Annotated in this window: 18 protein-coding genes; 2 read left to right on the plus strand and 16 right to left on the minus strand. The window is 32.4% G+C overall.

The window, feature by feature from the left end; translation table 11 throughout:
* Nucleotides 1-239: 239 nt before the first annotated feature.
* From NRE15_RS06360 to NRE15_RS06435, 16 genes are all read right to left on the minus strand, one after another.
* Entirely contained in the window at nucleotides 240-875 is a 636-nt protein-coding gene (locus NRE15_RS06360) for an acetyltransferase (protein WP_313794756.1), read from the minus strand.
* Nucleotides 876-1,502 (minus strand): sugar transferase, encoded by a 627-nt coding sequence (locus NRE15_RS06365; protein ID WP_313794757.1) that lies wholly within the window; start codon nucleotides 1,500-1,502, stop codon nucleotides 876-878.
* 4 nt (nucleotides 1,503-1,506) lie between these two features.
* Nucleotides 1,507-2,622, minus strand: a complete 1,116-nt coding sequence (locus tag NRE15_RS06370; protein WP_313794758.1) for a DegT/DnrJ/EryC1/StrS family aminotransferase — start codon at nucleotides 2,620-2,622, stop codon at nucleotides 1,507-1,509.
* Between the two features lie 745 nt (nucleotides 2,623-3,367).
* Nucleotides 3,368-3,754: a hypothetical protein gene (locus NRE15_RS06375; protein WP_313794759.1), complete on the minus strand. Its 387-nt coding sequence runs from the start codon at nucleotides 3,752-3,754 to the stop codon at nucleotides 3,368-3,370.
* A 45-nt stretch (nucleotides 3,755-3,799) separates the two neighbouring features.
* Nucleotides 3,800-4,597 carry a Fic family protein gene (locus NRE15_RS06380; protein ID WP_313794760.1) on the minus strand — a complete coding sequence of 266 codons (798 nt, stop codon included), beginning with the start codon at nucleotides 4,595-4,597 and terminating at the stop codon, nucleotides 3,800-3,802.
* A 377-nt stretch (nucleotides 4,598-4,974) separates the two neighbouring features.
* Nucleotides 4,975-5,865 (minus strand): metallophosphoesterase family protein, encoded by an 891-nt coding sequence (locus NRE15_RS06385; RefSeq protein ID WP_313794761.1) that lies wholly within the window; start codon nucleotides 5,863-5,865, stop codon nucleotides 4,975-4,977.
* Nucleotides 5,866-5,982: 117 nt separating this feature from the next.
* Entirely contained in the window at nucleotides 5,983-6,858 is an 876-nt protein-coding gene (locus NRE15_RS06390) for an ROK family protein (RefSeq protein WP_313794762.1), read from the minus strand.
* 62 nt (nucleotides 6,859-6,920) lie between these two features.
* Nucleotides 6,921-9,134 carry a GH92 family glycosyl hydrolase gene (locus tag NRE15_RS06395; RefSeq protein ID WP_313794763.1) on the minus strand — a complete coding sequence of 738 codons (2,214 nt, stop codon included), beginning with the start codon at nucleotides 9,132-9,134 and terminating at the stop codon, nucleotides 6,921-6,923.
* Between the two features lie 36 nt (nucleotides 9,135-9,170).
* Nucleotides 9,171-10,430 carry a glycoside hydrolase family 125 protein gene (locus NRE15_RS06400; RefSeq protein ID WP_313794764.1) on the minus strand — a complete coding sequence of 420 codons (1,260 nt, stop codon included), beginning with the start codon at nucleotides 10,428-10,430 and terminating at the stop codon, nucleotides 9,171-9,173.
* A gap of 65 nt (nucleotides 10,431-10,495) precedes the next feature.
* Nucleotides 10,496-12,133, minus strand: coding sequence for a DUF4091 domain-containing protein (locus tag NRE15_RS06405; RefSeq protein WP_313794765.1), 1,638 nt, complete (start codon nucleotides 12,131-12,133; stop codon nucleotides 10,496-10,498).
* A gap of 30 nt (nucleotides 12,134-12,163) precedes the next feature.
* Entirely contained in the window at nucleotides 12,164-12,721 is a 558-nt protein-coding gene (locus NRE15_RS06410) for a hypothetical protein (RefSeq protein WP_313794766.1), read from the minus strand.
* 3 nt (nucleotides 12,722-12,724) lie between these two features.
* Entirely contained in the window at nucleotides 12,725-13,558 is an 834-nt protein-coding gene (locus NRE15_RS06415; protein ID WP_313794767.1) for a carbohydrate ABC transporter permease, read from the minus strand.
* Nucleotides 13,558-14,499: a carbohydrate ABC transporter permease gene (locus NRE15_RS06420; RefSeq protein WP_313794768.1), complete on the minus strand. Its 942-nt coding sequence runs from the start codon at nucleotides 14,497-14,499 to the stop codon at nucleotides 13,558-13,560. The genes NRE15_RS06415 and NRE15_RS06420 overlap by 1 nt, the downstream gene beginning before the upstream one ends.
* Before the next feature lie 75 nt (nucleotides 14,500-14,574).
* The gene (locus NRE15_RS06425) at nucleotides 14,575-15,792 is read right to left on the minus strand and encodes an ABC transporter substrate-binding protein (RefSeq protein ID WP_313794769.1); all 1,218 of its coding nucleotides are present in this window, start codon (nucleotides 15,790-15,792) and stop codon (nucleotides 14,575-14,577) included.
* 67 nt (nucleotides 15,793-15,859) lie between these two features.
* Nucleotides 15,860-18,214: a GH92 family glycosyl hydrolase gene (locus tag NRE15_RS06430; protein WP_313794770.1), complete on the minus strand. Its 2,355-nt coding sequence runs from the start codon at nucleotides 18,212-18,214 to the stop codon at nucleotides 15,860-15,862.
* Between the two features lie 634 nt (nucleotides 18,215-18,848).
* Nucleotides 18,849-19,616: a MurR/RpiR family transcriptional regulator gene (locus tag NRE15_RS06435; protein ID WP_313794771.1), complete on the minus strand. Its 768-nt coding sequence runs from the start codon at nucleotides 19,614-19,616 to the stop codon at nucleotides 18,849-18,851.
* Nucleotides 19,617-20,715: 1,099 nt separating this feature from the next.
* Between NRE15_RS06435 and NRE15_RS06440 the strand changes: the two genes are divergently transcribed.
* Together NRE15_RS06440 and NRE15_RS06445 are read left to right on the plus strand one after the other, a co-directional pair.
* Nucleotides 20,716-22,029, plus strand: a complete 1,314-nt coding sequence (locus tag NRE15_RS06440) for a family 4 glycosyl hydrolase (protein WP_313794772.1) — start codon at nucleotides 20,716-20,718, stop codon at nucleotides 22,027-22,029.
* Nucleotides 22,030-23,038: 1,009 nt separating this feature from the next.
* Nucleotides 23,039-24,382: an ISL3 family transposase gene (locus NRE15_RS06445; RefSeq protein WP_313794676.1), complete on the plus strand. Its 1,344-nt coding sequence runs from the start codon at nucleotides 23,039-23,041 to the stop codon at nucleotides 24,380-24,382.
* The last annotated feature ends 28 nt before the right edge of the window (nucleotides 24,383-24,410 follow it).

The raw sequence follows: 24,410 nt of genomic DNA on the forward strand, positions 1-24,410 counted from the left end.
GACCGCCAATGAACAAGCTGAGAGTTGGAAGAAAGCTCCAAACCGCTGGAAAGGGATGGAGTTTCACTACCTAATTAAATCAACTCGTGCCTACACTTCCCACCCAACTTGCCGGCTTTCCTTTCCAAACGACGGCCGGCAAATCCACTTGCCGGCTTTCCCGCTAAATCGACGTCCGGCTTTCCAACGATTCGCATCATATTTCCCTACTCCCTGCCAACGGCGAGGGGCAGTGATATTTATTTGATTTTACGAACGGGGTTGCCGACGTAAGTGCCGCTCGTCTTCAGGTCGTCCAGCACCAGGCTGTGGGCGCCGATAATGCTGTGGGCGGCGACTTCGACGTTGTTGATTAGGGTGCTGTTGGTGCCAATCCAGGTTTGCGGGTGCAGGTGGACGCCGCCGGCCAGTCGCGCGCCGGGGGAAAGGTGGGTGCCGTCCTCGATGGTGCAATCGTGATCCACGGAACAGGCGGTGTTTAGAATACAGCCGTTACCGATTTTGGTCGAGGCGTTGATGACCACCTGGGCAAAAATCACGGTACCAACGCCGACGGTGACATCGGCGGCGATGGTGGCCGTCGGATGGATGATGGTGGCTATTGTCAGGTTCTGCTGTTTGAGCCGCGTCAGGTGGTGGCAACGGCTTGCGTTGTCGCCGATGGCAACGATGAACTCGGCTTGTTGGTGATCGGGCAGGCTTAGCGACAGGTCGTGTATGCCGGCAATCACCGGGATGCCTAAGACGGTTTGGTTAATCAGCTTGTCATCTAGGAAATAAATGGCCTGCCACCGCTGCATGCGTTTGGCTGCGTCTGCCACCACCTTGCCGTGGCCGCCGGCGCCTAGGATGTATAAGGTTCGTTGCTGTTCCATTTATGGCTCCACCTGCTTCCCGTCGCCTTTAAAAGGTTCCATTGTCGCCGATTCGGCGTGTGAAATGCCGTCGCGCTTGAACACCGTCACCATCGTTAAAAGGATGATTTTCAGGTCGTTCACGAAACTAATATTATGCACATAGTCCACATCCAGCTGAAATTTTTCGTCCCAAGTCAGTGCGTTGCGCCCTTTGACCTGCGCCAACCCTGTTAAGCCCGGCCTAACTAAATGTCGCTGCGCCTGGAATTTGTTGTACAGGGGCAGATAGCTAGTCAAGAGCGGCCTGGGACCCACAAGGCTCATATCGCCGATTAAGATATTCCACAGCTCGGGCAACTCATCCAAAGAGGTTGACCGCAACATCTTGCCGAAGGGTGTGAGCCTTTGGCTGTCAGGGAGCAAATTGTTATTGGCGTCGGTGGCGTTCGTCATCGTTCGAAATTTATACATTTTGAATATTTGATGGTCTTTGCCTGGCCGTTCTTGGACGAAAAAGGCGGGTTGGCCTAATTTTTGTCTGACCAGTAGGTATAGGATGAGGATGATGGGCGACAGGACGATGAGCGCCAGACCCGACAACAAAACATCCAATAGGCGTTTGAAAAATCGCTGATAAATCCGCATATTGTTAGCTCCATAACGATTTGATGATGTCGATAACGCGGTCTTGTTCTTCGACCGTCATCTTCGTATCACTCGGGAGGCACAAACCGCGATTAAATAAATCCTCAGACACTTGGCCGCCAAAAACTTTGTATTCAATGAACACTGGCTGCAAATGCATCGGTTTCCACACCGGCCGCGATTCTATATTGTTTTCCTCCAAAGTTTCTCTAATTTGTTTAGGTGTCACTTTATCGGAATCCAATAAAATCGCACTCAACCAATAATTCGAACGTTCATGTTCACTTTCTTTAATAAAAGATATGTCTTCAATGTCTTTGAGGCCTTCCATGTAGCGATCAAAAATTTGACGTTTCTTTTCAATCCGGTCATCCAACACTTTCAATTGCCCACGCCCAATGCCCGCTAAAATATTACTCAAACGGTAGTTATAGCCAATTTCCTCATGTTGATAATACGGCGCCTTCTCACGCGCCTGTGTTGCCCAAAACCGCACCTTGTCAATACCTTCTTTGTTGTCGGACACCAACATACCGCCGCCAGAAGTCGTAATAATCTTATTCCCATTAAACGAAAAAATCCCATAATCCCCATAAGCGCCTGTCCACTTATCCTTGTAAAGCGTCCCGAGGCTTTCAGCCGCATCCTCAATCAACGGCACCTGATATTCCTCACAAATTGCTTTAATTTCATCAATCTTCGCCGACAAGCCATATAAATGCACCGCAATCACCGCTTTAGGCTGATATTTTCTAAACGCCTGCCGTAATTGCTCGGGATCCATATTCCATTGCCCCGGCTCTGAATCAATAAATACCGGAATAGCTTCCTCATAAACAATCGGGTTAACCGTCGCCGAAAACGTCAATGACTGCACAAACACAATGTCATCCTTGGTTACGCCCACCGCTTTCAGCGCTAAATGAATCGCCGCCGTTCCCGAAGCCAACGCACATGCATGCTTGACCCCTACTAATTCCGTCACTTCTTTTTCAAAATTATCAACATTCTCCCCTAACGGCGCTATCCAGTTCGTATCAAACGCTTGTTGGATAAATTCCTGCTCATAATTCTCTTCGCTCATATGCGGCGTGGCTAAAAAAATTCTCTCCATTACCATAAACCCCCGAATTGTACTTATATAATCTTATTTAACACAATCATATAGCCTAGTTTTATCTTTTATAGATTAAATATCACTGCATAAACTTATACTAAATTAATCTAATAAAGATAAATCTATGATACTTTTAAAACTTTATATTTTCAATATATCTGAATTGTTCCGTTTGGTGAAATTGTTGTTTTAGCCTTTATTATGCGGTTTTTTAACTCTTTATGACATTTTCATGTCATTTTATTGTATATCTTTTTTGTTGTAAACACAAATTCCTTTACGAAATATTTATTTTATTATTTTTAGAGATTTATTTGGAATTTTTTGAGATTTTTTTAGGAGTGAGTGATTGAGGAAAGTGGAAGTGGAATAAATAGGGGATGGTTATTCCACTTTAAGAAGTAGTTTTGATCCGCGCTGACAGGTCGGCAAGATTCACTTACTTCTAAATAATCCTGTCACCTATCATCAACAAGTTTGCGCTATCAGTTAGACGACGTTTCTGTGTGGATACCATAAATAAGGCTATTCTGTCTTCTACTACCCGAGCAAATGACAGATTAAGGCTATTCTGTCTTCTGCTACCTGAGTAAATGACAGATTAAGGCTATTCTGTCTTCTGCTACCCGAGCAAATGACAGATTAACCGAATTCGACGCCCACTCCACTCATCAACTAAAATCAAAAAACCGCAGAAATCTCACTCACTTCGAGATTCCTGCGGTACTATAATTAACATACGACGCTGTTATTCTATCACCAGCAACATTTCTTCCGACAATTGATAAACCAAGGGCTTCTTTTTTACTAAAACTAAATAACCTAATGTTTCTAATTGCTTGGTCACTTTGTCAATCTTACTTCTAGAAATTTTCCTTCCTTCCATGATTTCCGATAACCTTATGTTCGATAGCAATTCTTGTTCATCTTCAAATAACTGATTTTGGAAAAAATAAAATAAAATCCCTGATTCTTCTTCACTTAATTGTTGAGACTCAATAAATGATTCGGCCTTATCTAACTGCATTTTCAATAATTCTAATTGCCTTTTAATTATTTTTTGCCCATCGATGATTATCCTCATTAAATCGATAATAAAATGAGTTATCTCACCATTATTTTTGGGATGCGACATTTCAGAAAAGGCTTTTTCATAGCGTGATTTATTCTCGTATACTGCTTACGATACGGATAATCCCGTATAAACGTCCAGTTTTCTTGATAAATAAATGGAAAGTAAAAATCTACCCATTCTCCCATTGCCATCATAAAAAGGATGAATATATTCAAAATAATAATGCGTTATTATCGCTTTAAATAGGAATGAAATATCATCCAAATTCATAAACTCAATTAATATTAACAGTTTTTGATGGATTCTATCTTCGGTTGGTTCACCTTGATGGATCTTTTTAGTACCTAAATCGCTCGTGATATAAACAGCTTCTTTTCTAAAAAGCTCCCCATCAGGTTTTGCTGTATCATCAATTTCATCTAACACAAGTTCATCGAAAATGGCCCTAAAATCATTTAAGGTATTTATTTTGATAATTTTCCCTTCAATAATAGCTTTATAAAGATTAACAATCCCACTAAATCTAATTTTTTTATCCGACATGACCGCTTTATTAATTTCTTTCCTAGTCGATTTTACCCCTTCAATATCATTGGTACTCTTTATTTCAGAAATTAACAAATTCATGATTATCTTGCTATGTGCACTGACAGGTAAATCATCACCAATCTCAACCAGTTCCTTACTGTTAATGAATATCTGTTCAATTAAAGGAAGCATATCCGCAATAGTTACAAAAAAAATATTGAATTCCTTATCCGTTATCCTAGCCTCTGTTTTTGTCGAAAAGAGATACATGGTTAGTTCGGTAATATAGGAAGACGGTGAATGAAATCTTTCCAAATAAATATCATCAAAATTGCCATAATCTTCATAACTAATAATTCTAAGTCTTTTATGCACAATCCCACCCCCTATTTTGATATTTACCCCATTTTATCAAAATACAAGTGATTTTTTAAATAAAATGCACTTATATTTTAATTTTCTCGCAAAATGTTAAAATATAAAAACCACAGAAATCCCCCTCACTTCGAGATTCCTGCGGTTTTATCTATCTAACTAAAATGTTTGCAGCGCTCGTTCAGCTTCAAATTTTAGTCTAGATTTTATGAGCATATTAATTTGCTTAGTCGATTTAATGTTTTTGTTCTAGAATAGATTTCATTTAAATCATAATCTTCTAATAAGTAAATAAATAATTAAAAGGCATAAAACGAAAAATATATTCAGCCATAAACGAAAAAAATCTAATGAAACGTTGATACGTTGACTTTACCTCATAATTCATCATTAGTTACCGTATACGTTTTAATGTCTTGCGTATGCTGATTTAATTCGATAATCCGAACCCCTCTAGTCAATTCACCATAGGTTTGATAGCCACTGACATTTCCGTACACTAAATGGATATCGTTAAATAAACCATCAAAATTATTGTCGTGATCATGCCCCACAAACATCCCCCAAATCTCTGTATTAAGGAGCATATTCGCAAATAAACCTGTATTGATTGTGGGCGAAGAGATGCGTTCGTTGGTTTCTTTATTGACACCTGCTAAAATTTTATCTGTTGCCTGCCAATACTCTGGTAGTGGGATATGTTGAAAAACTAAATGCCGCTTGACATGGTCACCTTTTAAATAGGTATGGGCTGTTTTTCTAAACCATTCAACTTGTTCTGGTTGATTCCAATCATATTCACTCAAAGGCAGTGGGGAGGCGGCACCTGAATCTAAAACAAAGAGCGCATTTTGAATCTCAGTATTTGAAGCATCATAAATAGGAATCACATAATTTTCACGATCATCAAAGATGGCAATATCAACTTTTTCGGCTTTATTTTTAACCGTTTGATCAAATAACTGGCGTAAATCCGAGCGTGTAATGATTTCTTCGGTATCATGATTCCCAAAGGTAATAGCTACAGGAATATCACTTTCATTAAAAATCTCAATAAATTTCTTAAAAACAATATCGGCGTCCTTAACCCCTTCCGACCATATAATATCGCCGGTATGAATAATCAAATCCACATCTAGTTTGTGAATTGCACGTCTGACTAAATCAAATGTTTTTTCATCATCGGCATGAAATGGCATATTGCCAATATGTGTGTCCGTCATTTGTAATATTTTAAAAATACCATCTTTACGGTAATTTAATCGCATAATTCCACCTCTATAAAACACCTCCACGAACGTTTGTCCCTGGAGGTATTAATAATGAATATTAAAGTATCTTTTAACCTGAATAATTAGGATATTATCTTTTATAACAAAACTAGTTTATTTTTTATTATTAAAATTAATAACCGCACCAATTAAGTTTGCTTCATTTTTAAATGAAGAAACTTCAATAGTTGGAAAATAAGGAAAATGATTTATTCGCTGATATAAATTATAAAATTCGTCTTCTATTCTCTCTTTAAAACCTTCCAGACTTGATACTCCCCCACCAATAATAATTTTATTGGGATTCAAAATGGTTGTAAGGTTATAAAGTCCAATAGTTAAGTAATAGTAGAATTTATCCACTTCTATTTTAGCATCCTCATCACCATCTAATGCTAACTCAAAAATTTCTTCAGCTCTTACTTGATTATGTAAAAGTTGCTTTCTATCAGCATATCTTTTTTCCATTGCCACAGCAGTAGCTAATTCTCCAAAATTAAACTCTTCTCCATCAATAAGCATGAAACCAAATTCACCAGCATAATTGTTAAAACCATTAATAATTTCATTATTAATAATTAGTGAACCACCTATGCCTGTGCCAAGTACAATAAATAAAATATTACTTTTATCTTCATCACTTTTTTGTGATATTTCAGCAAGAGCAGCACAATTTGCATCATTTTCAAACTCAACTGGTAAATGAAACATCTCTGTTAGCTCCTGATAAATAGGAAAATTATGTAAGTAATCAACTAAACTCTCACCTTCAATAACACCCTTCTCAGAATTTGGTGAACCAGGTACTGAGAAGGCCACTCCTTCAAGCGAATATTTTTTTTCGAAAGAAATTTTTGTTTCTAGCATTTTTTCTTTCAAAGTCTGCCAATTATCAGGAGTTTCAAATTTCCCACCATTCTTTATTGTGTCGTTATCCCAAACTCCAAATTTTATAAATGTGCCACCAATATCAAAAACTAATAAAGCCATATACCCTCCTAAAAATAAGTATTATTATTAATAGTAAATTAACAACTAGTCTTTAACTTCCATTAATCAATCCCATTATTATCCGTATTAAGAGAATATGGTAATTGATTTTCACTATAATCTTTCTCGTTAGGTAACAAGCTCAAATCAACATGAAAATCTCCACCATTCAAAATGGTATCATGAGTTAAATACAATCGACTATAATCTTCACCATTTAACTTCATATTTTTAATAAACTGATTTTGTACTTTATGGTTTGTAGTCCTAATGGTAAATACATTACCATTTGGTAAATTCAAACAAATTTTATCAAATTGTGGGATCCCAATTACATATTGATTCGTTCCAGGTGTTACAGGATAAAAACCAATTGTGCTAAAAATATACCAACCCGATAAACTGCCATTATCTTCATCACCAGGATAGCCATCTATACTTGAAGAAAATAATTGTTCACAAATTTGTCTTACTATTAGTTGAGTATATTCGGGTTTTCCTACATATACATATAAATACGGGAGATGAAATCCTGGCTGATTAGAAATTCCTATTTGTCCAAATCCATTTATTGCAAGCTCTGATATTTCATTATATTCCTTGCCGTCTTTACTTAATGTATAAGTTGGCTCGCTATTGGCTAGATCAAGTAGATGATTTTTAAAGTTGTCTTTGCCTTCAAACAAAGTAATTAAATCAGCAAAATTATGAAACACCGCAAGACTCGATACCCAAGGACTTGCTTCCACATATTCTCTTGACCAATCATCCGGAGAAAAAGGCTCAATAAAATTACCATTTTCATCTTTTCCTCTAAAAAAACCACTATCCTTATCAAACAGGTTTCGATAATTTAAAGACTTTTCTCTATAGAGCATTTGAGTTTCTTTATCACCAATCAATTTTGCTAATTGACTAATAGAAAAATCACTGTAAGAATTATCTAAGGTCTGGTTTACACTACCTTCCTCATTTATCGATACATATCCATATTTTTTAGTATCGGAAACTCCTCTCCTACCAAAATGAATATCTTCAGATTCAATCTCCGCTTCTTTAATCAATGCATTCATAAAAAACTTAATTTGCTCTTCGTCAATTAGCCCTTTTACTGCTGCATCGGCAATAACCGCACTTACATGCGTTCCAGGCATTAATCCACGCTCATCTGGGCTTAACCATTTAGGTAAATGCGTAGTAGATTCATAAAAATTTTGAATACCTTCCAAAACATCTCTATAGAGATCAGGCAAAATAATTGAATACAACGGAAAAGTAGTTCTATAAGCATCCCAAAAACCAATGTTTGTGAAATATTTTCCTTTTTTTACAATTTGGTTGTATATATCAAAATGAATTGGGGATTCATTTTTATCAATCTCATAGAAAGTTTGCGGGAACAAGAAAATCCTGTATAAATAATAATTAAAATCATCAACTTTTTGATTATTATTATCATATACCTGAATTTTATTAAGTAATTCGTTCCATTCAGATTCATTATCATTTATTAATTGGTCGCTGTTTTTATTTAATACTTCTGTTTCTAAATTACGTATTGCTAATTCTTGCGAAATGAAAGAAGTTCCTAATGAAAATTCAATGTCTTTCATTTTAGTATCAAATTTTATATATAGAGACTTACAAGTGGTTGTTAAACCTTTAGACAATGAATCGGATAATTTATTTTCAGAATTAAATTGAAAAACATCAAAATTAATATCGCCAAAATCTAATGCTAAAAAGAAATTCAAAATTGATTTATCCTTATTTACAGTATGTGTTAATTTTATAAATAATTTATTATCAAATTCATCACAGATTACTTCGGCACCATTTTCTGTTTGTATTATTAACCCTAATTCATCATCACTATAATTTGTTAAATTGAACTTTGCTCCTCGCTTAGATGGTACTAAAGAAAACCTTAGGCGATATCTGTAAAGAAACATAGACATAAAGTGTGGTTTAAAAATAGCATCATCTATATCGTATGAACTTTGGTTAATTTCTAGGTCTGACACTTTAGGTTCTTTAGTAATTGGTGAAAATAAAACTTTACAATAATCACCCATCCATGGACTCGGTTGATGGGTAAGTCGTATACCCTGAAATAGAGGAAGTGTTGGATCAAAAAACCAATTAGAATCGTTTTGATTTTGTACTGCAAAATAATTCATCCCAAATGGCACACCCGTATAAGGTAAAGTGTTTCCGTTTGACAGTTCTTCTCTATTAAATGTGCCATGTCTTGTATCTACTTTATTGATATCCATTATTACCTCCAAAGTTTATAGACTTCTTACTTTAAATTATATTTGTAATCCACAATAATCTAAAACTAGTTCACAAAACATTGAATTTCCCCATGAAAACCATTCTCTGGTATATTGGCTCGCGTCATCTTTATGAAAAGATTCGTGAACTTGCAATGTATCATTATCATTAGATGCTATTTTTTTAATTTGATTTAATTTAAAATCTCTATCACTGGTAGTAAGCCCTTCTACTGCTATTGATAATGGCCAAATATGATTATCAGGTGTATGGGGACTTCCAACTCCTGATGCCTTACTACCTTCAAAAAAATATGGATTACTTTTACTTAGAATAAAGGAACGAGTATTCAAATAGATCTCATTATTTTCATCTAAATCAGATAACAAAGGAATAGACAATAAACTTGGCATATTACTATCATCCATTAATAATTGATTTCCTAAACCATCAACTTCATAAGCAAAAATTTTTTCTCCATTTGGTAATACGGCTATTCCAAAAGAATTAATTCCTTGTTTTATACTTTGATATAATCTTTCTATCTTTAACAATAAACTACTATCCATATTATTATGACTGATTATTTCTTTTAATATTGTTAAACACCGTAAAGCAAAAAGATTCCCTGGTATATTAAAGTGATACTCACATGGATCATCACTCGGTCTAAAACCACTCCATATCATTTCGGTATCTTCCGTTTTTGAACCTTTACCCTTATTTGACAAATAATCTGTTTCAGGTCGATAAAAATAATACTCCGATTTGCTTTCATGTTTTTGTTCAATTTCCCATATATCCAAAATTAAATCTATTGTTTTCCAATACTCACCCGAAAAAACTGAATTATCATCAGTTATTTTCCAATACTGATAAGAAAGTAGAATTGGAAAACAATGTGAATCTAGTTCAAATTTTCTTTCCCAAACTATTGGTTTTTGTTGTGGTAGATCTTCATCCCATCTATTTGAGTTTGGCGCTTCATTAAAAGCATTAGCATAAGGATCAATCGAAATATAATAAAATTGTTTTTTAATTAATTTAAAAACTAGTTCTTTGATGTCTGCATATTTATTTATGAAAGGTAAATATGGTCTTATTTGGCAGGCAGAATCTCTTAACCACATTGCTGGAATATCACCTGTTAAAACAAACACAGAATCATCATCTAAAATTTTGATAGTGTTTACTAGTGCATCATCATAGACATTATTGAATAATTCTTTTATTTTTGTATCTTCAAAATTTTTAGATACAATTGTTTGTGCTTCTAATACCATATTGTGTTGCATTTTAGACTCCTTATTTACTTCAAATATTTTTATTACTAATCTTCTCTCTTGAAATATTTATCTTTTCATTCGTCTACTAGCATTAATTTTAATTCATTTCGAATGTCTGTAAGATTTTCTAAGATCTTACCATGAGTATTAAAATCCAAATCCGGTAACTTTCCATTGATTACTCTCAAAACACTATCTTTTCCGATATACTTCTCTGATAATGTACAAATTCTAATATCTTGAAATGCCTCAAATATTAATTTCAATCTAATAGAAGGATATACTGTGTAATCTGGGCCTGGGTAGACTACGAAAGCATCTCCAGCTGGAAGCTCATCTTCTCCACCAAAATTTTCGAAACTATCTATGAATTTTTTTGACAATTCAGTAAACCAGTAATTATACCCCCAATGTAAGAATCCTTTAATATCATATCTATACATCTGTAATCCAATTATTTGTGTTCTTCGCGGGTATTGGTCAACGTAACGATTACTTACTTTATTATTATGAACCCCACAATAATAGCACCAAATATTCTTTACATCTTCTGAAATAAATTTATCAATTGAAGGAGTACCAACAATAGGGATATCAACTAAATTTTGTTCATAATAAATAAATTCAGAAAGTGCATCAATATATTTTACGTTATGTAAATTTTCTGAAATTATTTTTTTGCCAGATTGATAATTAGTTACTGAATCATTATTTGGTTCATCAGAAATATGTATAAAAGCATGATTTATCCAACCATTTTCTACAATCCATTTATCTAATTCTGGCAAAAATTTCCTTAAAAACACTCTATAACTATCTGAATCATAGGGTACATGCCATCCAAACTCTTTTACATCCTTACCATTCTCTGAAACAATAATTTTAGGAGTAAATTTTGCACCCCATTGTGTAAAGAATGGAGGAAATTCTATATTCTCTATACCAATTCTTTTAAGCATATTTGACCATTTTGTTAAATTAGAAAAATCAAAAAAATATTCTCCCTTAATTTTTTTAACATTGATTAATTGAATAGTTTGTCGTTCCTCATTTTCCTCAGTATCCAGAGCAGGTGTGAAAATTGGTGTTAGAACCATATTTTGCGAATGATCATATGCTAATTTAATATAGTTTTCTACCACATACCAATATTCTTCTGAAAAAGGATTAATATTGTAATATTGACATAAAGAGTCAGTGTGTAACCATTCTGTATGATAAATATTACTTTTCGGTAATATTTTGTCGATAACCTTAGTTTTAAATGTTATTTCTTCTTTTTTCGAGAACGAAGTAAGGTTAAAAATTATTTTTATATCTTGTTTTGTATAAAAATCTAAAGATTTAATTGATAGCCAAAAGGTTGTCCATTCATTTTTTTTAATTTCTATTGACCCAGACAAGTTTATCTTTTTCAGTCTATCTGGATATAAATTATCAGAATTAATTATATGATCCTCATCAATTTGCTCATCAATAATATTTTTAGGTTTCACAAATTCCACCAAATACAAATTAGTATAATTTTTAATTTCACTGTTCAATTCATACATAATTTCATAACTATCTAAATCTGTTTCAATTGGTGGTATTACAATTTGTAAATTTAATTCTTCACCTTGCAAAATATACTCTGGAACAGTTTTACTATTATTATTGATAGGCCCATTTTTTAAAATTACGTCTAATACATTTGTAAAGTATGGCTTCATGTATTTGTCCTTTCGATAATATATATAAAATTAATTATGAATTAATTTTATTTTTGCATTATTACATATAATAACAATTAATTTAATATTAATTCCTAACGAAATTATAATTGAAGCAGGTGCCAAATATGTAATAAACAAAGTAAGTAAAAAAAATACAAAGTAACCTGCCCACTTCAATGGACTAGTATAGAATAATACTAAGCCTTTTTTTATAATTTCTTTAAACTCAAAATTATCGCTTGTTGCTGTCAAGTATAAAATTGAGTTAGACAATCCTACCACTACTATTGCAATTATTAAAAGAAGACCTATCGTTATACCTTTTATTAAATCAGGATATGTTGGTAGTAAATATAAATTTAACAAGATGATTGACAAAACTAATATCAAGAATACTCCAATAACTAAAGAGACTAAAATTTTCTTCTTGTCAATTAATTTAAATTCACCTTCTATATCATATTCAATTGCTAAAATCGCAGAATATGGGAAAAAAACTATTGTGATTAATCCACAAATAAGTATTAAACTAAGTGCAATAATATCCATAATTTGATTTAGAATTAATTCTAAGTATTTTCTCATAGATTATCCTTTTATTGCACCATCAGAAATACCAGCAATTAATTGCTTGCTAAATATTACAAATATTATAACTATAGGTAATACTGACAATAATGAACCCGTTATTACTAATGGATAATTTGTTGTATATAATCCTTGAAGTTGAGTTAAAGCTAATTGTAGAGTATACTTCGATTCATCATTAAGAATAATTAATGGCCACATATAATCGTTCCAAGCTCCCATGAAGGAATATAAAGCCAAAAACGATAGTGCTGGTCTAATAATAGGCACTACTATTTTATTTAAAATTTGAAATGTTGTTGCGCCATCTATTCTTGCACTTTCAATCAAACTATCATGGATTCCTTCTTCACAATACTGCTTGATCCAAAATATTCCAAAAGCATTTACCATTCCAGGAATAATTAAAGCTTTATACGATCCAACCCAACCTAAACGATCCATCAAAAAAAATTGTGGAATAATATTTAGTTGACCTGGAATCATCATAGTAGCCATAAGTATATTAAAAAATAGTTTTTTACCTTTGAATTTAAGTTTCGCAAATGAAAATCCCGCTAATGTTGCAAAAATTAATATTAAAACGGTTTGAACTGTTGCAACATATAATGTATTAAAAAATGCATTTACAAAATTAGTTTCCTGAAAAACAGTCATTATATTGTTAATTAATTCATTTCCTAAGGTGAAGCTCGGTGGTGTTTGAAACACTTCCCTATTCTCTTTGCTGGAAAGAACAACCATCCAATAAAATGGAAACAATGAAACTACCACGCCGATAAATAGAATTAAATATGTAATAAATTTAAAACTCTTACTACTATTTTTTCCCATTATTTATTACCCTCCATCCTACTAGTTAGATATGAATTGATTGCTGAAATAATTACAATAACCAAAGCCATTGCCCAGGCAATTGCTGATCCATATCCGTATTGATTATTTGTGAAAGCGTTTTGATACATATAGTACATAACAGTAACTGCTCCACCTTCTGGTGTTGCACCAGTAGGTACTAATACTTGCGCTTCGGTAAACACTTGTAAACCGCCTATAGTAGACATAATCACTGTAAAAAATATGATAGGTTTCAACTGTGGAATTGTAATGTTTCTAAACATCTGCCAACTTGAAGCTCCATCTAACGAAGCCGCTTCATATAGTTCATCTGGAATATTAATGATTCCCGTTAAATAAATAATCATATTATATCCCATATACATCCAAATATTTATTAACGCTATAATTATTCTTACCCAAAAAGGGGACTGTAACCAATTTATTGAATCAAACCCAAAAAATTCCAAAAGGCCATTGGCTAGACCTCCAAAATTAGCAAATATAATTCCAAATAGGATTGTAATAGCTACTACAGAAGTAACATTTGGTAAAAAAAGAATCGTTCTTAATGCGTTCTTAAATTTCACAAATTTTTGATTAATTAAGAAAGCATATATTAACGATAAAAACAGCATTGGAAATGTTCCTAGGAACCAAATTATAATAGTGTTTTTCAATGACCTCCAAAAGTTGAGATCTTGTACAAGCCGTCGAAAATTTGCCAATCCAACATAAGTGATCTCCCCAATCCCATCCCATTTTCCTAACGCTAGTACAACCGAAAAAATTAAAGGGAATAGACTGAACATTATAAATAAAATATAAAACGGTGATATGTATAAATATGGTGTAGATTTTTCAAAACCATTTTTAATTTTCTCTGTAAAAGTTTTTTTAGATTGAAACTTATCATCTTTTTTCAAATTATTTTCCATAAATACATTTTCTCCTTCCTTATAATGAAATCATAAGTGAGAAGTCACTAAGACTTCTCACTTATGTGTAATCTACTAACCTTCACTATAAATTTCAACTTGATTTACAGCATCATTCCATGCTTGTTCTGGATCTTTACCTTGTTCTTCTATCAATTTAATTTGATCTTCAAAATATCTTCTAGCTCCAGTTTCTCTTGGATCTAGTTCAATATATTCTAGACTGTTGGCTGACTCTATGAAGTATTTATTATATTTTTGTTCACCAAATATTTCACTAGTTGAATCAGCAAACGTTTCATCTTCTAAAATAGTAGTAATAGTTGGAAATAATCCTTGTTCAACATAATTAATTCTTTGGCTTTCTTCACCAGTTAAGTACATAATTACTTCAGTTGCCTCAGCAGGATGATTTGTAGTATTTAAAACTGCTAGATATGATCCTCCTTGGTTTGCGGCATTACCTGGATTTCCAGCAACTTGCCATTCTCCTTGATTTGCTCCTGAATCTGTTAAATCAGCAATTCCCCAAGAAGCCTGAATTTTGCTACCAAATAAACCCATTGCAGTAGTGTTAACACCATCTGCACTGTTAGCAACTACTCCGAGTGTGTATTCATTTTGTATTGCTTCAACTGTGAAATCCCATACTTCTCTTAATTGTCCATTAGCAAATGTTAAGTTGCCTTCTTCATCATAAATACGTTCAGTCATTTGTTGATATTGTTCTGAGAATACCGCAACGCCTGATTGGAACATTGGGATATCAGCTTGTTCTTTCATTTGTTTTGCAGCTTCCATATAGGCTTCTGGACTATTAATTAATTCTGTTACTTCATCAGGGTCTGTTGGTAAGCCAGCTTGTTCAAAGTTTCCAACATGATAAAACATTGCAGTTGGACCGATATCTAATGGAAGAGCCATCTGATAATTACCATCATCTGCTAATGTTGAATCCCATTTCCATTCAACTTGCGTTGATTCCAATTCACCTGTCCCATAATCCAATAGATTTACAAATCGATCATAATAAGGTTTAAAATCTTGAATATTGTCGTTAACAGCAACAATATCAGCTGCTGAATCCGAATTTAAACTTGTTCTTAATTGCATATCATAATTATCATCTGCAGGTACCTGTTGGAAATCTAGATTATAATCAGGAAACTGTTCAATTGCATTTTGAATTGTAGTTTCTGACAAAGCACCATGATAGTACATAATACGTAAATCAACGGGTTCTGAATTTGCTTGGATTGAGGTTGCACCGCTAACACTAAGTGACAGCAGCAAAGCCCCTACTGTAAGTCGTTTTAAAGTTTTCTTCATGTTAATCTTCAACATATTTTCCTCCAATATTTTATATTATTTTATTTAACGAAAAAGGTCGTTTTGATTCACTGACTTGAGATAAATTTGGTATTACTCCGAGTTTTTGTTCAATGATTACACCTGACATTAATTTTTCATATTTGATATATTCTAGGTCATATTTAATATTATTTACCATTCTACTTTCGACAACATTTAAGTATGGTTCCTGGGGATCAGATTTAATTACAATGGAATTATTATTATGTAGTTTAACAACTGCCTCATCCCATATTGAAATTCCCAATACAAATTCATCAGTCCCAGGAGTAACTTGATATAATCCTAGGGAATTTAACACATACCAAGCTGACATACTTCCATTATCATCATCTCCTGGAAAACCATCAGCAGTGTATTTGAAAGTATTCATCATCAATTGTTTCAAAATCAAATGTGAAATTTGAGGGTACCCAGCATATATGAACAAATGTGGTATATGAAAACTTGGTTGATTAGAAATTGCCAATTGTCCAAACTGTAAAGCAGCCATTTCTGACATTTCATGGATTTCTTGTCCATAATCACCTACTTCAAATATTGGATCAGAATTTATTAGCTCTAATACATGTTGATAAAAAGGTTCATCTCCACCATGTAGCTTAATCAAATCTTCAATATTATGGAATACCGAAAAACTGCTTTGCCAAGAACTTCCCTCTGTATAGCTTCCCCCCCATTCATAATTAGAAATATCTGTCAAATGTTCACCATTTAAATTTCTCGGTTTCATAAGATTGCTTTTACTATCAAAGAGATTTCTATAATTTAAACTATATTTATAGTATTTTTCTGCAATATCCCCTCGGTCTAAATAATTTGCTACTTGTCCTATACAAAAATCACTATAAGAATAATCTAATGTCAAATTAACAGACTCCGAGTTTTCCGAAGGAATGTATCCGTTGTCAAAATAAAATTCAGCATTTTCTCGACCTTCTAGTTCGTTATCCGAAGGTGTAGTGGCATTAAAAATCATTGCCTCTAACAACTCCTCAACTATCTCCCTATCTAATAACCCTTTGACAGTAGCATCAGCAATTACAGCATCGACAAGTGTACCTGGCATCAATCCCCTTTCATCCGGTGAAACCCATTTAGGCAAATACTTATCTTCTCTAGAAATATTTAATATACCTTCGATGAACTTAGGAATACTATCAGGTATTATTATCGAATAGAGAGGATAATTTGTTCGAAATGTATCCCAATAGCCATTATTAAGGTAAAAATAGCCTTTTTCAATTTTCGCTGTATAAGGTGAATAATGGATTATATTCTCATCTTTAATTTCATACGCTCTCTGAGGGAACGTAGCCGTTCTATATAAACACGAATAAAAAGTTTTTAGTGTGCTTAAATTTGAATGTTTTACCGTTATTTTGTCTAAATATTCAAGCCATTTTTCACTTGAATTTTGTTCTTTACTTTCCCAATCATAAGTAAAGAAGATATCAGATGAGTAATTAATGTCCGCTTGCTCCAAGTCAATGTAAGAAGTGGTAACATCTAACTCTATATAATCTATAGTTTCATTACCTTTTACCTTTAACCAATACATTTCCATTGGATGTTCATCTTCTACATAATTTGATTTTTTTACTAATTCAAATTTACAATCTTTTGATTTAACAATAAAATACATGCCAAACTTGCCATATTTTGATCCTGATAATTGGTTAGTATATCCTCTTAATTCCTTACCATCATCGCTAACTGTAAGATTACCATCTTCAGCAATACCTAGTGTAAAGTAGATTTTCTTTGATAAGCTTCCAGCTCTTAAAGATGCTCCATAATCTGTTGGTATTAATTCAACTTCTAAACGATCTCTTAGTCTCCTGTATGAAAAATTATGTGGCTTAAAGACTGTGTGATCAGGATTAAAACTACTTTTATTGTATTTTTCAACAAGTTCTGAGTCTTCACTTTTTAAAAACTCAACCTCTTCCTTATCATTTAACCCCAAAAAGTTAAATATAATAAAAGCAAAGTCTCCCATCCAAGGACTAGGTTGGTGAGAAAGTCTTATACCATAAATAACTTTATCATTAGAGTTAAAAAATCTAACATCTCCTAGTCTAGTTTGAGGAACAAACGCATTCATCCCAAATGGTGTTGTAGTGCTAGGAAGAGTATTCCCATGACTAAAGGACCTATCATTATTTGTTCCTTGCCTAGTATCAATTAAATCTAATACTGTCAAATATACACCCTCTTTCATAAGATAATAACTTTTAGTAGAATTTATGACCAAGCATAAATTAAAAATATTATAGCATAAAGTTAATCGCTTTCTATTTGACTCATTAGACGTTGGAAGGTTTTTCACTTTTTGAAACATTCCATTATATTATCATTTCAAATAATAAAAACTTTAAAATAAATACTAATGAATTATAATTTTGTTTTTAATCATTTTAATTATAATCGCATTGAGTAATTGAAATAAAATTATACCCACTTCCATTTCAAATGGTTTACTGGAAGAGTAATTAGTTAATAGAGATGTCTTCCATATTTTTGTTTGTCTATTTTCCGTCTTTATGGAAAAACAAAAAATAAAAATCTACACATCATTTATATCAGTGTGACTATATTGCTTTTTACTTACTTTCATACTTGTTTTTGCCTGCTAACTTATTGGCATTCTCAGTTAGTCAGATTCCAATGTTTATAATCGCAGGGAGTCACACTTTTTAAGATTAAACTAAAAATATATTGTTTCTCAAACCAATAAAACTTCCAAGTTAATGATATTGATTGTTATATTTAAGTTTGCAACATTTTAAATTTCTGAAATAGCGACATAATTAGCTTAGTCGATACACATTTTTGATTTTTTTAGACAATACCTGAATATATAAAACATCCTCTAAATTACGAATACAAACCTTTAGTCGTTGGAACCGAATCCTCTATTCCGTAAGTTTTAAATCATCAATTCCTAAGGTTAGAAGAGTTGTTAAAATCAAGTATCACTTATTATTATGGTTATAATCAAGGAAACATCTATAAATTAAATCAAGTAATATGTGAAGAGTCGTGAATAGGTTATGTTCTGAATTTCGTGTGCTTTGGGTTTCAACTAATTCAGTGACTTTATAATAAAGACTTATATAGCTAATTTTTGCTAAGCTATTTTCATGTTTCGGAGTTATTGAAATTACTGAAATATTCTTATACGTAAACTTTTTAGCCAAGTTTAAAACTTCTTCATTCTCTCCACTATATGAAACAATAAAAACTAAATCCTGATCAGTAATGCTATTAGAAATCCACTGAAATTCCGTCATAGATGGAATATTTAAAAAATGTATGTTAAGTGCTAAAAAATTTCGAGAAAACATCTCTAATGAATTACGTTCTCCCCAACTTGTTCCATAAACATAAACTTTACTAGATTGATTTATTAAATCTATAACTTTTAATAAATCATTCTTGTCTACAAAATCAAGCGTACTATTGATATCGTTTTTTAATAATTCTAAACTATTGGAATAATTTAGAGAACGATTTGTATCCTCAATGTCATCGCTTATTAAGTACTTTAATTCATTAAAACCATTACAGCCTAATTTTTTACTCAGCCTTGTAATAGTAGCTGGCGAGGTATAAGTAATTTCGGCAAGTGTAGTGGAAGACATAGTTGTAATTTTTTTCTTATTATTTAGAATATATTTAAGAATCTCTTTTTCAGCTTCAGTGAAGTGTTTTACCGAGTTAATTATTTCTTCTAAGCTCATTAAATTTCTCCCTTTGTTAAATCCAATAGCATATACTTTATATAAACTATATATCAAATGAATAATCAAATCATAAATTTTTTTTTTATCCTAGCTTTCAAGCTTATCAAATTAATTATTATAAAATTATCTGTTTTATTACCTTAATTATTCTTGAAAACTTAAATTAGTTCATATCTCAACAATAAATATCTATTTAATCCATTTTATTTGTACAAAAACATATCATACTTAATGATTCTTTCATTGAGATATTTTAGTTAAGATATTGCTATATGAGTAAACTGTACCATTAAATAAATCTTAATTTTTAAAAGAAGATTATTAGACTTCAACAGATGATAAAATGAAAACTTTCTATACACAGAATATACAAACATCAGGTGCAATAAAACCACTATAGTCTCGAATCGTTCAAGTTAAGTCAACAAGAACTTAATTGCTGAGATTACCTGATTACAAAATTTTTCTTGACCTAGCAACAATGATAACTCAGGTTAATGTTGTAACTAGGTAATATAAATATACAGAAAATAATTTCCTAATGATTTGCAGTAACAGTTAATGCTATGAGCGTTTAGGATATTTATTCGTAAATCAGAATCATTACACCATCATTTTAAACGACAATTTTTTGATTGAATTGTAAGGGAAAGTAAAATATGTCTATGGACCTCCTTATATTTAGTAAGTTGTCTTTAACTTAATTATATAGAAAGTTTCCTATTTGTACACCTAAAGAGAGTTGATTTATTAAGGTTTAAAATTAATATTATCTAGTTTTATTATTGTAGTAAAAACACACATTAATAATGACTCTTTAAAAAACATGGAATTATGAAATACATTTTAAAATTATAACCCACTAGGTTTGCCTAATAATTAAATATACTCTGCAAAGGTGAATAATTTGATAATGGAGTCTAATGTTCGTTTTTCCGATTTATGTTAACTGTCTAATACCCATCTAGTTCTGTTGACTAAAAATCTTTCAATAATTGAAAAAGTAATCTTTACTTCATTATAAGTCCATAAACTCAAAAAATATATGTATAATATTATCATTAAAAGTATAACAAATTGAGTAGGGGGACAAAACATGAGTAAAGATTTAATAATTACTATAGCTGGAGCTGGGAGTGGATATACACCAGGTATTATTTTAACGATAATGAATCATGAAGAATTAAGCGTCAAAGAAATTAGACTTTACGATGATGATGCACAAAGAAACAAAGATATGGAGTTAATTATTAATTTCATTCTAAAAAGAGATAATTTAGATATAAACTTAGTCAGAACTGAAAACCCAAAAGTAGCATTTACGAATGTTGACTTTGTTTTCTCACAAATCAGAGTTGGACAAATTGAAATGAGAGAAAAAGATGAAAAAATACCTTTAAAATATGGTGTGGTTGGGCAAGAAACTTGTGGTTTAGGTGGGTTCTCTTATGGATTAAGATCTATGAAAGGATTTTTGAATTTAGTTAAAGACATCCAACAATATGCTCCCGATGTCTGGATATTAAATTATACCAATCCAGAAACAATTATTGCTGAATCAGTTAGAAGAGCTTATCCTGATGCTAAGATTATTAACGCATGTGATATGACTATTGCAATAGAAGAAATTGTGGCTAATTCTTTTGGATATGATAGAGATAATTGGATACCTGTATATTATGGTCTAAACCACTTTGGGTGGTATAATTCAATTTATGATGTTAGTCTTAAACGTGATATCATGCCTGAAATAATTGAAAAAATAAAATCTGAAGGATTAGATGTTTCAAACGAGGAACCTAACTGGGCTCAAACTTACACAAATATGAAAATGTTAGTAGAAAATTTCCCTACAAATTTACCTAATAATTATTTAGAATATTATTTATACCCTAATATTATTCTCAATCAAACAAACCCAGAATACACGCGTGCCAACCAAATTATGGATGGACGTTACAAAGAAATTAAAGATACTGTTAAAAAAATTCAAACTAACACAGACTTGGATAGCATTAATTATAAGAGCTCTGAACATGGTCAATATATTGTAGATATAGCAGCTTCCCTTTTGCATAATAAAAACGGTAGATTTAATTTAATCGTTCCTAATAAAGGTGCTATTCCTAATTTAAGAGAAGATGCTGTTGTTGAAGTTCCTTGTTATGTTAATGCAAATGGTGTTGAACCGATATCACTACGTTTTGACATCCCAGATTTCCATAAAGGATTAATGGAAGCTCAAGTTGCATCTGAGAAGTTATTAGTCGATGCTTTTTTTGAAAATTCTTACCAAAAAGCATTAGAAGCTTTTACTCTAAATCAAACAGTACCAAACGCTACAGTTGCCAAACAAATTCTTGATGATTTCATTGAAGCAAATGGAGATTTTTGGCCAGAATTACATTAATAATATGTCTTAAAAATTTTTTTTAGTATAACTTGTATCATTTAATCATTTACTTAGGGACATGATATTATAGATAAACTGATGATAGTAGCCAAGAAAAATACAGCAAAACAGCTCGAAAATTCATCAGATATCTTTATTTCATAAACCTAATGTAGTGCTCCTTTATTGATTAGTTTATAACTGAATCATTTTTAAAAACCATTCAATCAGATTAATCCATAATTGTATAAATGGATAACATAAAAAAACACCTTACGAAAGCTGTCTATATAGCGTTTCGAAGGTGTTTTGTCTTTTAATTTGTCATAGTCAGGTAAGAACTTTAGTGATAGCCCTTTCCATGCTCGCTGGACTAACTACTTGGTCAATCTATTATATATCATTTTTTTTATTCATATTTGTGTTATAACAGTTCTGCACGCCTACAAATCCTTTTACAATCTGCTTAACTTTCACTAAACAACCATCTATTCGAACTTAATCATGATGTTATATTAGTTATCGGTGATATATCTACCTTATGATTTTCAAAATTATTATTGTTCTGTAATTTTAGCTAAAAGGTAGTACCATAATGCCCAATGACTTCTCATCATTCGTTATTGCTATGGTAGACTCTCGTTGATGAGAGCTCCTCGGTAATAAAGACAACCATCTGTACTCATGTCATTACTTTAATTACCAATTCGGATGTATTCAGTATTGGGCATGATTCACTTACTTTTAAATAATCCTGTCACCTATCATCAACAAGTTTGCGCTATCAGTTAGACGACCTTTCTGTGTGGATACCATAAAAAAGGCTATTCTGTCTTCTGCCACCCGAGCAAATGACAGATTAGCCGAATTCGACGCCCACTCCACTCATCAACTAAAATGGCTCAAGAATTTTTGGTGTTGGTGAGAGAAATCTCACTGACACCTTTTTATATGTAAATATATGAAAAAGCCAGTGAATTCCTATATAATTAAGTCACTACTCAAAATCATAGATAGGAGAATTCACTTGGCTAACACTCATTATATCGCAAATTTACTTAATATTACAGACGAAAGAATCGAATTTTCTGATACAATCACCCAAGAAATGAAACGGAATGTCTGTTGTAAAGTGATTGAAGGTCGATTGTCATATCCATTAAAAGCTTGTTTAAATTGTGGTGCTATCAACCAATCCACAGATGATATGATTAAATATGGGTTTGATACATCAACCATTACCTTAACTCATATTAATTTCCAACCGTTACTCCTTAGACTAAAGAAACAACGCTATCGCTGTAAACATTGCTTAACAACATCCACTGTAACAACTTCCTTGGTGGATAAAGGTTGCTTTATTTCAAACGATATTAAGCGTACAATCGCCATGGAATTAACTCAAGTACAATCTATGAAATTAATAGCCCAACATCTATTTGTCTCACGACATACTGTGTCTACTCAACTGAAACGAGCTGGGAGTTCACTCGCTGCTCAAAAACATTATCTACCAGAGCACCTAGGAATCGATGAGTTCAAATCAGTGAATAGTGTTACCCAATCCATGAGCTGTATCTTAATGGACACCCATTCTCATACTTTATTGGATATTCTACCGGATCGAACGCAAAATGCCTTACGGGATTACTTTATGCGTTTCTCATACGAAAGTCGACAAAAGGTAAAGACGGTCACAATGGACATGTATGCGCCATATTATCAATTCTTACAACAGATTTTTCCGAAAGCGAAGATTATCATCGATCGATTCCATTTGGTTCAATTACTCAATCGAACACTAAATAGAGAACGCGTACGAGTGATGAATGAGCTAAGGTATAGTAGACCCAGAGACTATACGAAGCTTAAACAACAATGGAAACTCATTCTAATGAATCGAGAGGATTTAGATTTCACCGCCTACCAAACCCATCGGTTATATGATGGACTAGTCACTGAAAAAAGCATGGTAAACTATTTACTCAGTCTTGATAAACGATTTGAACAAGTTTATCATTTAATGAACGACCTTAAGTCAGACATTGCACAACATAATTACACGGCATTTGAACATGATTTATATGAAACACGAAAGTATCAATTACCTCGAAAGGTAAGAACAACGATTCAAACCTTACATCGTTATTTACCAGCAATTAAAAACAGTTTAAATTATACGTTATCTAATGGTATTATCGAAGGGACTAATAATAAGATAAAAAATATTAAACGAAGTGGTTATGGCTATCGTAATTTTTCAAACTTAAGATATCGTATATTAATCACACAAAATCTCATCAAAAAGGACAAAGAAATCCGGCCATTATTATTTAAAGATGAAATAAGTAATAAAAAAAGAATTGCTTAAAAAAATTGTGACTAAAAAAAACGGCCAG

It is taken from the genome of Fundicoccus culcitae, from assembly GCF_024661895.1.
Lineage (GTDB): Bacteria > Bacillota > Bacilli > Lactobacillales > Aerococcaceae > Fundicoccus_A > Fundicoccus_A culcitae.

Coding starts and splice junctions, on each gene's coding strand:
- NRE15_RS06365 (WP_313794757.1), bottom strand. CDS start 1,502: ATGCGGATTTATCAGCGATTTTTCAAACGCCTATTGGATGTTTTGTTG.
- NRE15_RS06405 (WP_313794765.1), bottom strand. CDS start 12,133: ATGAAGCCATACTTTACAAATGTATTAGACGTAATTTTAAAAAATGGG.
- NRE15_RS06390 (WP_313794762.1), bottom strand. CDS start 6,858: ATGGCTTTATTAGTTTTTGATATTGGTGGCACATTTATAAAATTTGGA.
- NRE15_RS06400 (WP_313794764.1), bottom strand. CDS start 10,430: ATGCAACACAATATGGTATTAGAAGCACAAACAATTGTATCTAAAAAT.
- NRE15_RS06440 (WP_313794772.1), top strand. CDS start 20,716: ATGAGTAAAGATTTAATAATTACTATAGCTGGAGCTGGGAGTGGATAT.
- NRE15_RS06360 (WP_313794756.1), bottom strand. CDS start 875: ATGGAACAGCAACGAACCTTATACATCCTAGGCGCCGGCGGCCACGGC.
- NRE15_RS06435 (WP_313794771.1), bottom strand. CDS start 19,616: ATGAGCTTAGAAGAAATAATTAACTCGGTAAAACACTTCACTGAAGCT.
- NRE15_RS06395 (WP_313794763.1), bottom strand. CDS start 9,134: ATGGATATCAATAAAGTAGATACAAGACATGGCACATTTAATAGAGAA.
- NRE15_RS06430 (WP_313794770.1), bottom strand. CDS start 18,214: ATGTTTCAAAAAGTGAAAAACCTTCCAACGTCTAATGAGTCAAATAGA.
- NRE15_RS06385 (WP_313794761.1), bottom strand. CDS start 5,865: ATGCGATTAAATTACCGTAAAGATGGTATTTTTAAAATATTACAAATG.
- NRE15_RS06370 (WP_313794758.1), bottom strand. CDS start 2,622: ATGGTAATGGAGAGAATTTTTTTAGCCACGCCGCATATGAGCGAAGAG.
- NRE15_RS06420 (WP_313794768.1), bottom strand. CDS start 14,499: ATGGAAAATAATTTGAAAAAAGATGATAAGTTTCAATCTAAAAAAACT.
- NRE15_RS06410 (WP_313794766.1), bottom strand. CDS start 12,721: ATGAGAAAATACTTAGAATTAATTCTAAATCAAATTATGGATATTATT.
- NRE15_RS06375 (WP_313794759.1), bottom strand. CDS start 3,754: ATGTCGCATCCCAAAAATAATGGTGAGATAACTCATTTTATTATCGAT.
- NRE15_RS06415 (WP_313794767.1), bottom strand. CDS start 13,558: ATGGGAAAAAATAGTAGTAAGAGTTTTAAATTTATTACATATTTAATT.